Below are 13,269 nucleotides of genomic sequence, written 5' to 3' on the forward strand. Positions count from 1 at the left end.
CTCAAATGCAATCGCGTGCACATTGATATCGCTTCGATCGGACGGCCCTTAGGCGCCCTGGGTGTCGAGCGCTACGGCCAGAACCTGGCCGGCGATCGACGCCGCGGACTCATCGGTGTCCTCGTCGTAGTTCTCGATCATGACCGAGATCGCCACCGTGGGCGTGTCGTAGGGCGCGAAGCCCACGAACGCGGTGTTCGTCTGGTCCGACGTCGCCTCGGCGGTACCGGTCTTGCCGGCCACCTGCACCCCGGCGATCGACGCCGCGGAGCCGCTGCCCTCGTCGACGACCTCGAGCATGGCCTCCTTGACGTCCAGCGCGGCCGCGGCGCTGATGGCCTGGCCGAGCGAGCGGGGCTGGGTGGTCCGCACGACGGTGCCGGTGGGCGAGAGTGTCTGGGCCACGACGTAGGGGTTCATGGCGAGGCCGTTGTTGGCGATGGTCGCCACCATGACGGCGTTCTGCATGACGGTCGACTGCGGGCCGGCCTCGTGGCCCTGACCGACGGGCTGGCCGGCGCCAGCCCATGCGAGCTCCCACTCGGTCATCTGCGCCGGGTCGGGCATGATGGAGGTTGCGGTCGAGAAGTCCTGGCCGAGCTGCTGCCCGTAGCCGAAGGAGCGCGCGTAGCTCACGAGCCTATCGGCGCCGAGCTGGTTGGCAAGCTGGCCGAAGGCGACGTTGGACGAGTAAGCGAAGGCCATCTCGAGGCTCAGCGTGCCCAGGTCCTCACCCTTGTTGTTGACGACCTCGGCGTTGCCGATCTCCATGCTGGAGGGCGACTTGTACATCGAGTCGAGCGTCGCGGTGCCCGAGTCGAGCGCGGCGGCGAGCGTGATGACCTTGAAGGTCGAGCCGGGCGTGTAGAGCGCCTGCGTGGCGCGGTCGAACAGCGACGCCTCGTCGTCGCTCGTCTCGCCGCCCATGAGGGCCGACACGTCGGCGTTGTTGTAGGAGGGCGCGCTGGCCTGGGCGAGCACGGCGCCGGTGCGCGGGTCGAGCACCACGATGGCACCCTTCTTGCCCGACAGCGCCAGCTCGGCGGCGGCCTGGATGCGCGAGTCGATGGTGAGCTGCACCGAGTTTCCGGGCTGCGTCATGCCGGCGAGCGAGTTGATGGCGTTCTGCCAGCTGGAGTAGTCCTGCGAGCCGGTGAGCGTCTCGTTCTGCGAGGCCTCGATGCCCGAGGAGCCGTACTGCGTCGAGAAGTAGCCCACCGTGTGCGCCGCCATGTTGCCGTTGGGGTAGGAGCGCACGTAGGTGCCGTCCTCCTGCTGCAGCGACTCGGCCAGCGTCACGCCGTCGGCGGTGATGATCGATCCGCGCTTGATGTAGGCGGCCTTGGCGATGGTGTGGTTGTTGTTGGGCATCTCCTGGTACGTCTTGGCCATGACGACCTGCACGTAGGTGAGGTTGCCGATCAGGATGGCGAACAGGCCCGTGAACAGGACGACCTCGCGGGTGAGGCGCTTGGCGAGCGCGACGCGGCCCAGCACGCCGCTCTCGGGCGTGTCGAGGGTGCGGCGGAGCATGCGCGACCCGGGACGGGCGTGGTTCGCGGGCGCGCCTGCATGCCCGGCGCCGAAGATGCGCGTGCCGGCCTTGCTCAGGCCCGCAGCGGTGAGCGAGGGGGCCATCGCCGCGGCGCCCTCGCCGGTGCCGGAGCCCGCGAGCTCGACGTTGCGGCCGGTGGCCTCGTCGCCGGCGCGCATGAGCAGCGCGACGATGATGAAGCTCGCGAGCAGCGACGAGCCGCCCTGGCTCATGAAGGGCAGGGTGACGCCGGTCAGCGGGATAAGGCGGGTGACGCCGCCCACGATGAGGAAGGCCTGGAACGAGATGGAGGCGGTGAGGCCGCTCGCGATGAACGCGGCGAGGTCGCTTTTGGCGCGCGCCGCCACGGTGAGGCCGCGCACGGCGAAGAGCATGAACAGCAGCAGCACGGCGGAGCCGCCGAGCAGGCCCATCTCCTCGCCGATGGCCGAGAAGATGAAGTCGGACTCGACGACCGGGATGTTGGTCGCCATGCCGCGGCCGATGCCGGTGCCCACGAGGCCGCCGTCGGCCAGCGAGTAGAGCGACTGCACGAGCTGGTAGCCGTCGCCCTGCGGGTCGGCGAAGGGGTCGAGCCAGATGTTGAAGCGCACGCGGACGTGGCCCATGATCTGGTACATGCCGAAGCCGCCGATAAGCAGCAGAACCATGCCGATGATCACGTAGCTCACGCGGCCGGTGGCCACGTAGAGCATCATGAGGAACACGGTGTAGAACAGAAGGGCGCTGCCGAGGTCGCGCTCGAAGGCCACGACGGCCATGCAGACGCCCCAGACCACGAACAGCGGCAGGAGCAGACGGAAGCGCGGGATCTTGAGGCCCAGGAAGCTGTGGTTGGAGATCGACAGCAGCTCGCGGTTCTCGGACAGGTAGCCCGCTAGGAACAGCACGATGAAGATCTTGGCGAACTCGCCGGGCTGGATGGTGAAATCGCCGATGCGAATCCACAGCTTGGAGCCGTAGATCTCGGTGCCGATGAACATCGGCAGCAGCAGCAAGACGATGCCGATGATGCCGAAGGTGTACTTGTAGCGCCGGACCATGTCGAGGTTCTTCACGAGCGCGAGCGTGAGCACCATGAGGGCGATCGAGCCGAACATGATGGCGAGCTGGCTCATGGCCAGCTCGGGCTTCAGACGCGTGACGAACGTGATGCCGATGCCCGAGAGCACGAACACGATCGGCAGGATGGCCGGGTCGGCGCCGGGCGCGAGGATGCGCTCGGCGATATGGGCCGCGGCGAACGCGGCGAACAGGCCCAAGGGCACGGCGAGCGTCTCGAAGCTCAGCTGGGTACCGGTGGTGACCACGTACAGGGCATACAGAAGGATGACCGGGAACGCGGACGCGACGAGCAGGAACAGCTCGGTATTGCGACGGCTGCCCATCAGGCGCCTCCTTCCTGGGGTTGCGGTTGCTGGTTTGCCGGGGCGTCGGAGGAGTCGGACGCGGGCGCCTCCTGTTTATCGGCAGGCTGCTTCTCCTCGTCCTTCTTTTCCTTCTCGGCGGAGGCCTGCGCCTGCTTCTCGGCTTCGGCGCTCTCGCGGATCGTCTCCGCGTCCTCCTCCTTCTTGGTCTTCTCCTCGTCGATCTGGCGGCGATAGTCGGACAGGGTGTCCCACGCCTGGTCGAGGCTCTCCTGCGAGATGCCCTCGCGCAGGCGGTTTTGGGTGTCTTCGGGAAGGTCGGAGAGCTTGATGGACGTCTCCTCCTCCAGGCGGTTGAGCTCGATGCCCAGCACGTCGGCATTGATGCCGCGGTACAGGCCCACGGTGTCGCCGTCCACGCCGAGGAAGACGGAGTTGGCGATGGAGAGAAACACGGCGATGAAGCCGATGACGACCGCGGCGACGAGCGCGCCGATGGCGATGAACACGTTGCGGCGGTGCGTGCGGATGACCTCCTCCAGGCGGCCGTCGTTGACGACGTCCACCACGACGACCGACACGTTGTCGGCGCCGCCCGCCGCGAGCGCGGCGTCCACGAGGTTGTCGGTGCACATCTGCGCGGTCGACGACTTGACGGCGATGTTCTCGATCTCGCTGTCGGGGATCATGCTCGACAGGCCGTCGGAGCACAGGATGAGGCGGTCGCCCTCCTCGATGTTGAGCTGGAAGTGATCGGCGTACATGGCCGGGTCGGAGCCCAGCGCGCGCGTGATCACGGAGCGGTTGGGGTGGATGCGCGCCTCGTCGGCGGTGATCTCGCCGGCGTCCACGAGCTCCTCCACATACGAGTGGTCGCGCGTGATGCGCGTCAGCACGCCGTCGTGCATGAGGTAGGCGCGCGAGTCGCCCACGTGCGCGATGGCGATGGTGTTGCCCTCGATGTAGGCGACCGTGGCGGTGCAGCCCATGCCGGGACGGCCCACGCCCTGCGCGGCGGCCTCGATGATGGCGGCGTTCGCGGCCTCCACGGCGGCCGCCAGCTGGGCGGCGTCGGGGGAGCTGGGCGCGAGCTTGGCGATGGTCTCGACGGCGATGGAGCTTGCGACCTCGCCGGCGGCGTGGCCGCCCATGCCGTCGCACACGGCGAACAGCGGCGATGCCACGAGGTAGGAGTCCTCGTTATGCGGGCGGACGCAGCCCACGTCGGAGCGGGCACCCCACATGAGCGAGGTGGTCGTGCCGGCGTCGTAGGTCGAGTCGGTGACGATGCGCTCCTCGGTGATGGGCTCGAAGCTCTGGGTCGAACCGGGGTCCGTGAGCCGCGATTCCATCTTGGCGATGTCGATCTCGGCCGTGTTGTCGGGCGAGAGGAGCTCGGCTGCCGCCGCGGCCGCCTCGAGGGCGTCGAGGGGCGGCAGCTCGCCGGTGTCCTGGTCGCCCAGGATATCGGCATCGTTTTTGGGGGCGGCGTGCGCGAAGGCGTCGCCGGAGGGCTCTGCGGAGGTAGAAGCCGGGGCTTCGGCTGCGGCTGCGGCCGCGGCGAACGGCGCGAACGGGATGTCCTGCTCGGCGGGCTCGTCGGACGCCGCCGAGGCATCCGACGCCTCGGGCTCCGCGAAGTGCTGGGCGCCGGCGAAGGGGTCGACCGCGGCTGCTGCCTCGGGAGCCTCCTCCGGCGCGGCGGGAGTCATCGGCGCCGGGGCCTCCGCCCAGGGCTCGACTGCCTCGGCCGGCGCATCGGCGGCATCATACGACGGCGCGGCGTGCTTGCCCACGGGCTCGCTCTCGGCGGGTGCCATGTGGGCGCCGCGCGCCGCATCGGATTCCGATGCGTTGTCGGACGCGTATGAGAAGGTGGTCTTCTCGTCGGTCATCGGCGATTCACTTTCATGACCACGTCGCCGATCTGGACCTCATCGCCCTCGCGAAGCGTGGCGGGCTCGGCGAGCGGACGCCCGTTCACGAGCGTACCGTTCAGCGAGTTGAGGTCCTCGATGACGAGCGCGGGGCCCTGCAGCGAGAAGCGGGCATGCGAGGCCGAGACGAAGGGCTCGTTGATGCAGATGTCGGAGCTGGGGGAGCGGCCGACGATGACGGGGCCCAGCATGTCGACATGGATGCCGCGGATGCCACGGGGTCCCTTGTCGACATCGATGGTCCAGATGCCGGAGTCACGGCGCTGGCCGCGCACGAGGCCCACGCCGGTCTTCATGACCGCGAACAGGAAGATGTACAGCAGGACGACGAGTACGATGCGGCCCGCAAACAGGATGAGGTCGATCATATGAGGATCATCCCCTGAACTCGAAGGTGCTGAGGCCGAAGGTCAGAAGGTCGCCGTTGCGCAGGGGGCAGCGGGTGATGCGACGGTTGTTGACCAGGGTGCCGTTGGTGGAGTTGAGGTCCTCGATGGACCAGTCGGAGCCGGTGTAGAGCAGCTCGGCGTGGCGGCGCGAGACGTTGGGGTCGCGCAGGACCACGTCGGCGGCGGCGCGCTCGCGTCCCACGACGCAGCGCGAGCCGCTGATGGGGAGCACGTCGCCGGTCACGACGTCGACGAGCTGGGCAAGCGGCGCCTCGACGCGCGGTGCGCGAGCAGAGGCCATGTTGGAAGCGATGCTCGCGCCCGCGGCGCCTGCGGCGCCCATGGCGTCCATCTGGCTGCGCGTGACGGTCTTGGGCACGGCGATGGGCTCGGGCGCGGGGGCGAAGGGGTCGGGCGCCGCGAAGGGATCGGGCTGGCGGGTGGACGCTGCGGCCGGGGCGGCCTGCTGCTGGGCGGGCGCCTTGGGGCGCGGGTTCACGATGTTCATCTGGCCCGACAGGCCCTTCTGGTAGGCGCGCTCCTCCTCGTAGAGGCGGCCCAGGGTCGCGGCGTCGACGTTCTCGGCGAACACTGAGAAGCGGCCGCCCTTGAGCGACGGGTCGATCATGAAGCGGACGAGGGGCTCGCCCACGAAGGTGTAGCGCTTCTTCTCGGCGCTGGCCTTCACGAACTCGCTGACCTCGCGGGTGAGCTGCGGATAGTAGGGCGCCATGAGGGGATCGTCCTCGTTGGCGATGAGGATGGTGTAGAGGGCGGGCGCCGTGTTGACGCCGTTGACCACGAGCGTCTGGTCTTCCATCTCGTGTGCCGCCTGGCGGGCAAGCTTCTTGAACGAGAACGGCGCGCGGGCGGCGCCGAAGATCCCCGCCACGCGGTCCTCGAAGGTGCTCAGGAAGTTCACGAACAATCACACTCCGGTAGAACTATTTGCGATAGCCGAATAGGTACATATAAATCCAAACGATTATAGAGGATGCGGACCCGCATGCCGTAGCCGTTGCCCACTGCAAGGGCGATAAGCTGGGAATTTCCATAGGGTGTGCAAGACACAGCAGCACGATTGCCGCAGCAAGAGGCACGAGGTAGGCGGGGATATAGCCCGCAGAACCGCGCGCATCGAGGTAGCGCTGCCAGGCGCGCGCAAGCAGAAGCGCAAGGCCCGTCGCGCAGGCGGCGCCCAGCGCGGCGCTGGCGAGCAGGGGGAGGTCGGCCAATGCCGCAGCGGCGCCTGCGATGTCGAGCATGCCGCCGCCGGCGCCCAAGGCCGCCACGAGCCTGCCGAGCACCATGCCGACCGCCATGGAGGACGCTGCGGCCGAGCCCGCCGTGAGGCAGCCCGCCGCCGCGATGGCGAAGGGGGCGGCAAGCGTCGGGTCGGGCACGAGGGACACGAGCGCGCAGGCGACGGCGAGCGCTGCGGAGGCGGGGGCGTCGCGCCTGCCCCAGACGAGCCACCAGGCGCTGCCCACCGCGCATGCGAGCGCGGCCAGGGGCAGCGCCGGCAGCAGGGGCGTGCCGGCGAGCATGATGACGAGAAAACCGGTGATGATGAGAGCGGATCCCATCTGGGGCGCGATGCCCGCCGCGGCGCCGATGGCCAGGGCGGCAGCCGCGCGCGCGAGGGCCGACTCCGGCCCCATGATGCCCAGAAGGCCCCAGCTCACGGCCGCGACGGCGGCTCCCGCGAGGACGCCGCACGCGATGCGCCGCGCGTGCTCGGTGCGGCTGCCCAGGTAGCCCTCGGCAGGGTCGAGCTCCCAGGTGCGGGCGGCGCGGCCCTGCGGCTCGGCATCGTCGGTGTCCTCCTCGTCGGAGGTGAGCCGCGCGATGAGGGCGGCCAGGCTGCGGCGCCCCTCGCGCGCATGCCCCAGGCCGGGCAGCAGCAGGTCGCCGAAGGCCGCTGCGCTTTCCATGCGGCCGCGGGGGTCGGGCGAGAGGGCTACAAGTAGCGCCTCCTCGGTGTTCTCGGGGATGTCGGGCAGAAGGTCGCTCGGGTAGAGCACGCCCTCCTCGATGCGCTTCTCGGAATCGGCAGGGGTTCCCGCGCGGAAGGGCGCGGTGGCGCAGAGCGCCTCGTAGAGCACGGCGGCGAGGGCGAAGATGTCGGTACGCTCGTCGACGGCGTCGCCGCGCAGCTGCTCGGGGGGCATATAGCCGATCGTGCCGCCGCGGGCGCCGCCGAAGCCCGCGGCGCTCGTGAGGGATGCCATGCCGAAGTCGGCGAGCTTCACGTGGCCGTTGCGGTCGATCAGCACGTTGGCAGGCTTGATATCCAGATGCAAAACGCCGTTCTCATGGGCGAAGGTGAGGGCCTGAACGAGCGCGTCGGCGATGCAGGCCGCCTCGTCGTAGGTGAGCGAGTGGCCGTCGACCGCCGCGAGGAACTCCTCGAGGTTCATGCCGTCGACGTACTCCATGACGAGGTAGGCGTATTCGGTGTCGTAGGTGAAATCGATGACCGAGACGATGTTCGGATGCTGCAGCATGCTCGCCGTGCGCGCCTCGGCGAGCGCGTCGGCGACCGTCTCGGCGGTCGTGCGCACGTCGGGCGAGGTGAGCGGGATGCGTTTGATGGCCACGCGCCGCTGCAGGCGGGCGTCGAGGCAGATCTCGACGCTGCCGAAGCCTCCGGTCGCGCGCGTTTCGAGCGGCCGGTAGCGGCGCAGCAGGTTGCCCGCTGTGGCGTCGGGGACCCGCTCGGGAACGGGCTTGCGCTCATGGGGGCCGATGACGCGCGTGCGCTGTTGCGATGGGGGAAAGATGGGCATGGCTTCCTTGGTGCGTTGATGGTGTGGTCGGATCGCCTGACGCTATGGTACCACGCGTCCCGCGGCGAGGTGTCGTGCCGCCGTGTGCCCGCTATCGGCCGCGGTGCGTGTCGCGCTTCTGCTGGATGAAGATCCCGAAGTCGTCAGCGGACCCGAACTTGAAGGCATCGCGGGGCAGCAGGACGCCTTCGTCGCCGAAGACGGCGACGAAGATCTCGTCGTCTTCAAGCACATCGGTGAGGTTGGTGAAGGGGAAGAAGCGCGCGTCCTCGTCGTTCTTTTCGACGGCCATGCCGTCGTCGGCGACGACGATCAGGCGACGCTGGTTGCCGCTGCCGCCCTCGTCGAGCGAGCCGCGCGAGCGCTTCGCCATGATGCGGTCGAGGTTGGAGCGGCACCAGAACGCGAACACGCCGAGGGTGGCCAGCAGGATGCCGATCCAGCGCGGGGCGCCGGAGGAGGTGATGGCGAGCGCGCAGCCGATGAAGAAGAGCGCGACGCCCGCGATGAGCAGCGCCCGCCCGCGCATCTCGTCGACCTGCAGGCGGACGAAGCGGTCCACGAGCTCGTCGGTGTAGTGGTAGTCGACGATGAAGCGCACCTCGTCAGGCTGCTGGCCGGTGGGTTTGTCGGTGGTCATGGAAACTTCCTCGGGACGCGTTTGAAGCATGTGGCAGAATATGGTCCCTATCATACCCGCGAGGGTGCGGATTAACCGAACGTGCAAGGAGGGCCGCATGAACGACGAGGAGCGCCTGGCGGCATACGAACAATTCGCTGCCGATGTCCGTCGCGAATACGCCGACGTCGAGGCCCGGATGGACGAGCTGAAGGCTCAAGGCAAGGTGAAGACCGCCACCTACCGCCAGCTGTTCGCCACCCGCATCACCCTCAAGGACATCGACCGCCGCCTCCGCGCCCGCAACCTCTGATGGCCTCCCTGGGGACGTAGCCGGAAGGCGCCGCCGCGTGAAAACGGGACAGGGGTTATTTCACATGGGGCGGGCGATTACGCCGCCCCATGTGAAATAACCCCTGTCCCGTTTTCACGCGGCGGCGCCTTCCGGCTACGTCCCCAGGGAGGCCATCAGACTGTGCGCTTTGGGAACACTGGCCGCGCTTGGCTGTGCGCATAAGGAACGTCGTGGACCCCCAATGTGTTCCTATAGCGCACAGTCAGACGGTGGGGGATGTTCCGAAAGCGCACAGGGCGCCCGTCGGCCGGCACTGTCCACTTTCATCTCCGTCCTGAAAGTGGACATGGCCCCTGTGGGAGGGCGAGCGGGTATCATGGGTGCAATCGATTTTTGCGAAAGGGACGGAGCCCCATGGAGTCGCTGTACCGGAAATATCGCCCGCTCACCTTTGAGAGCGTCGTTGGCCAGCAGCATATCGTGTCGACCCTCGAGCACGCGGTGCAGGAGGGCAGGCTGTCGCACGCCTACCTGTTCTGCGGCCCGCGCGGCACGGGAAAGACCACGATGGCGCGCATCCTCGCCAAGGCGCTGCTCTGCGAGCATGCCGACGCCGCGCGCGCCCAGGGTGCGAGCGGCTGCATGCCCGATGGCACCTGCCCCGAGTGCGAGGCCATCGCCGAGGGTACGCATCCCGATGTCTACGAGCTCGACGCCGCGTCGCGCACCGGCGTCGACAGCGTGCGCGAGGAGATCATCAGCTCGGTGAACTTCGCCCCGGTGCGCGGTGCTTACAAGGTCTACATCATCGACGAGGTCCATATGCTCACGGCGGCGGCCTTCAACGCGCTGCTCAAGACGCTCGAGGAGCCGCCGAGCCACGTCGTCTTCATCCTGTGCACGACCGATCCGCAGAAGATCCTCGAGACGATCCTCTCGCGCTGCCAGCGCTTCGACTTCCACCGCATCTCCAACGAGGACATCGTGGGCCGCCTGCGCTATATCTGCGAGCAGGAGGGCTTCGATACCGACGACGAGGCGCTCGAGATCGTGGCGCGCCATGCCCGCGGCGGCATGCGCGACGCGCTCTCGACGCTCGAGCAGCTGTCCGTATTCGGCGACGGCGCCGTGCGCGTGAGCGATGCCCGCGCGCTTTTGGGCGAGGTGGCGAGCACGGTGCTCGCCGAGTTCGCCACGGCGATCGCCGCGCGCGATGTCGTCGGTCTGTTCGGGATGGTCCGCGCGCAGGTCGACGAGGGAAACGACCTGCTCGAGTTCACACGTGACCTCGTGGCGCACGTGCGCGACGTGTACACGGCTTGCGTGGCGGGCAACCGCCCCGAGCTGTTCGACGGCACGCCGGATGAGGTCGCGGCGCTGGTTGACGAGGCATCGCGCTTCGAGGGCGCCGACCGGCTGGCCCGCGTGCTCACCGTGCTGGACGACGCCGCCATCGAGATGCGCGGTGCCTCCGACCCCCGTCTGGTGCTCGAGATCGCCTGCACGCGCTTGGCGCGTCCGGAGTCCGACCTGACCCTTGAGGCCCTGGCGGAGCGTCTCGATCGCATCGAGGGCCAGCTTGCCGTGGGCGTTCCGAGCGCCCCGCTGGATGCCGCCGGCATCGCGGCCCTTACCGGCACTCCCGCGCGACCGGGCGCGGCGCGCGCCGCGGCGCAGGCGGATGCCAGGGATGTTTCCGCAGCTCGCGGCAGCCGTCAGGCGGGTGCGGGCGTCGCATCTCCCGCTGCGCAGGCGGCGCCGTGGGATGCGCCCGCGCGCCCCTCTGCGACCCCGTCGATGTCTGCCGGCGATACGAACGCCGCGCCAGCTGCCACCCCGAGCGCCCCGGCGCGCCCCGCCGCCGCGACCACGCAGCAGGCCGTCCCCGCTGCGCCGAAGCAGCCTGTTGAGCCTGAGGCGAAGCCAGCCGAGGCTCCTGCCCCCGCTGCCCGTGAGGAACAGCCGCGGCCTGTCACGGCCGCGCCCGAGGTTGAGGCCGCGGCCCAGCCGGCTGCCCCCGCAGCGCCTGTGGCCCCGCAGCCCGCGCCCGCCCCAAGCCCTGCGTCCCAGGCACCGCAACCCGACGCCGCGCCTGCTTCCGCCTCCGTACCGGCAGCTGCCGACGCCGGAGAGCTCCAGCGCAAGTGGACCGAGGTCGTGAAGCGCGTGACGGCCGCCCAGGCCTCGCGCGGTGCGCTGCTGCAGTCCTCGCGCGCTGCGTCCGACGACGGATCGCGTCTGGTCGTCGGGTTCCCCAAGGGCTCGAACTTCGCTATCAAGATGCTCGGTCGCGCCGACTCGCACGAGCTCATCATGCCGATCGTCGCCGCGGTCTTCGGTCCGCGTGCCGTCGATTACGTCATCGACGGGGCCGCTCCTTCTGCCGCGTCGTCGCCCCAGACCGCTCCGGCTGAAAGCGCCCTGGCGGCTTCCGAGAACCGTCCGGCCACGCCTGCTCCCGCTGCGCCCGCGGGTCATGCGGCCCCAAGCGCCCCGGCGGTCAATGCCGCTCCCGCTCAGGCCCCGACGTCCCGCGCCGCCGCGCCCGCGCAGGTCCCAGCCGCCCAGACGCCCCGCGCCGCTGCAGGTGCTGTATCTGCCCCGAGCGCCGCGCCTGCCTCCGTCGCCGCGCCATCTGCGTCACCCCAGACGGCCGAAGCCGTCCCGGCCCAGCCGGTCGAAGACCTCCCGTGGGGCCCGGTCGCCGGTTCGAAGAGCGCCGCGCCTGCCGTTCCCCAGGTCGACCAGGTGAGCGGCCCCACCATCGTGCCGGAGCCCGACGTCGACGCCGACCGCCGCGCTTGGGAGGACGAGCAGGTTCCCTACGACGACGCGACCATCGCCTCCTACGAGGACGACGACGTGCCGCCCTTCGGGGCGCCTGCGGGCATCGCGCCTGCGCCCGTGCCCGCCGCGCCGGCGCCGCAGCCCAAGCAGCCTGCCCCGCCTGCCGCTCCCGTCCAGCCGCCCCATCGCTCGGCGGCGCCCCTGGGGGCTGCGCCCTGGGTGGGCGCCCCGACCCCCGCGTCCGACGAGGCCCAGGTCCCCCAGACCGAGGAGGAGGCCAAGGAGATGCTCAGCAGCATCTTCGGTAACGTCGTCTTCAAGGACGCGAACGAGTAGCGCGCAGCTGCAATTCCGCATATCGACACACGCAGCCCCGCGGCTCGAGGCAGACGCTTCGAGCCGCGGGGCCGCCTGCTTGGCAGCCGACACGGCCGCGCCCGGCCATACATGGTGAGTTTTCGGGACCACCCGACCGCAGAGCCCCGCATGGTACGATAGCGGGCGGAAAAACCGTGTCGCCGCGCGCACGCCCGGCGGCCTGAACCGAGGGGAGCCACCATGGCCAACATCAATATGCAGCAGATGATGAAGCAGGCGCGCAAGATGCAGGAGCAGCTCGCCGCCGCGCAGGAGAACCTCGAGTCCACCAACGTCGAGGCCAGCGCGGGCGGCGGCATGGTGAAGGTCGTCGTCAACGGCAGCATGCAGCTCGAGTCCATCACCATCGATCCCGAGGCCTGCGACCCCGAGGACGTCGAGATGCTGCAGGACATGATCGTCGCCGCGGTGAACGAGGGCGTTCGTCAGGTCACCGAGATCGCCCACAAGCAGATGGGTTCCATCACCGGCGGCCTCAACATCCCGGGCATGCCGTTCTAAAGCGCCGGCAAACCAACATCCGTTTGCGCAGGGAGCGCGACATCCATGAGTGCGGACCGCAGTCTACAGATTCTTCTCGATGAGCTGGGCAGGCTTCCGGGCATCGGCCCGAAGTCGGCCCAGCGCATCGCCTATTACCTGCTCGAGGCCGATGCCGAGGAGGCGCGCCGCCTGGCGGACGCCATCCTGGCGGTCAAGGCGCAGGTCCATTTCTGCAGCCGGTGCTTCAACTACGCGACCGACGACGAGTGTGCCATCTGCCAGGACGCGAGTCGCGACACCACCCGCATCTGCGTGGTCTCCGAGCCGCGCGACGTCTCCGCCATCGAGCGCACCGGCAGCTACCGCGGCCTCTACCACGTGCTCGGCGGCGTCATCAGCCCGATCGACAAGATCGGCCCCGAGCAGCTGCACGTGCGCGAGCTGCTCGGCCGCCTGGGTGCCGAGGACATTCAGGAGGTCATCATCGCCACGAACCCCAACATCGAGGGCGAGACCACCGCGAGCTATCTCGCGCGCATCATCAAGCCGCTGGGCGTGGCCGTGAGCCGCCTGGCGAGCGGTCTTCCCGTGGGCGGCGACCTCGAGTACGCCGACGAGCTCACCTTGGGCCGCGCCATCGAAGCGCGCCGGGTGCTCTAAGGCCGCGCGG

General features: G+C 69.3%; 10 protein-coding genes. 4 read left to right on the forward strand and 6 right to left on the reverse strand.

The genetic code is table 11. The features are described from left to right. Positions 1–48 precede the first annotated feature (48 nt). The 6 genes from H6A16_RS04790 to H6A16_RS04815 all read right to left on the reverse strand — a co-directional run bounded on the left by H6A16_RS04790 (position 49) and on the right by H6A16_RS04815 (position 8,677). Complete coding sequence (locus H6A16_RS04790) at positions 49–2,943, reverse strand: FtsW/RodA/SpoVE family cell cycle protein (RefSeq protein WP_204616602.1); 2,895 nt, start codon at positions 2,941–2,943, stop codon at positions 49–51. Beyond that, positions 2,943–4,817: a Stp1/IreP family PP2C-type Ser/Thr phosphatase gene (locus H6A16_RS04795; protein WP_239458210.1), complete on the reverse strand. Its 1,875-nt coding sequence runs from the start codon at positions 4,815–4,817 to the stop codon at positions 2,943–2,945. Before H6A16_RS04795 ends, H6A16_RS04790 begins: the two co-directional genes overlap by 1 nt. Further along, complete coding sequence (locus H6A16_RS04800; protein ID WP_204616603.1) at positions 4,814–5,227, reverse strand: FHA domain-containing protein; 414 nt, start codon at positions 5,225–5,227, stop codon at positions 4,814–4,816. Before H6A16_RS04800 ends, H6A16_RS04795 begins: the two co-directional genes overlap by 4 nt. A gap of 7 nt (positions 5,228–5,234) precedes the next feature. Further along, positions 5,235–6,170 (reverse strand): FhaA domain-containing protein, encoded by a 936-nt coding sequence (locus tag H6A16_RS04805; RefSeq protein WP_204616604.1) that lies wholly within the window; start codon positions 6,168–6,170, stop codon positions 5,235–5,237. 22 nt (positions 6,171–6,192) lie between these two features. Beyond that, complete coding sequence (locus tag H6A16_RS04810) at positions 6,193–8,037, reverse strand: serine/threonine-protein kinase (RefSeq protein WP_204616606.1); 1,845 nt, start codon at positions 8,035–8,037, stop codon at positions 6,193–6,195. 91 nt (positions 8,038–8,128) lie between these two features. Then, a complete protein-coding gene (locus H6A16_RS04815; protein ID WP_204616608.1) occupies positions 8,129–8,677 on the reverse strand; it encodes a hypothetical protein in 549 nt (182 codons plus the stop codon). Positions 8,678–8,774: 97 nt separating this feature from the next. Here H6A16_RS04815 and H6A16_RS04820 point away from each other — a divergent pair, with 97 nt between their 5' ends. The 4 genes from H6A16_RS04820 to recR all read left to right on the forward strand — a co-directional run bounded on the left by H6A16_RS04820 (position 8,775) and on the right by recR (position 13,259). Next, positions 8,775–8,969, forward strand: coding sequence for a hypothetical protein (locus H6A16_RS04820; RefSeq protein ID WP_204616610.1), 195 nt, complete (start codon positions 8,775–8,777; stop codon positions 8,967–8,969). A gap of 396 nt (positions 8,970–9,365) precedes the next feature. Next, entirely contained in the window at positions 9,366–12,074 is a 2,709-nt protein-coding gene (gene dnaX / locus H6A16_RS04825) for a DNA polymerase III subunit gamma/tau (RefSeq protein ID WP_204616612.1), read from the forward strand. A gap of 222 nt (positions 12,075–12,296) precedes the next feature. Then, entirely contained in the window at positions 12,297–12,617 is a 321-nt protein-coding gene (locus H6A16_RS04830; RefSeq protein ID WP_204616614.1) for a YbaB/EbfC family nucleoid-associated protein, read from the forward strand. A gap of 45 nt (positions 12,618–12,662) precedes the next feature. Next, a complete protein-coding gene (gene recR / locus H6A16_RS04835) occupies positions 12,663–13,259 on the forward strand; it encodes a recombination mediator RecR (protein ID WP_204616616.1) in 597 nt (198 codons plus the stop codon). The last annotated feature ends 10 nt before the right edge of the window (positions 13,260–13,269 follow it).

It is taken from the genome of Collinsella tanakaei (assembly GCF_016900375.1).
Lineage (GTDB): Bacteria > Actinomycetota > Coriobacteriia > Coriobacteriales > Coriobacteriaceae > Collinsella.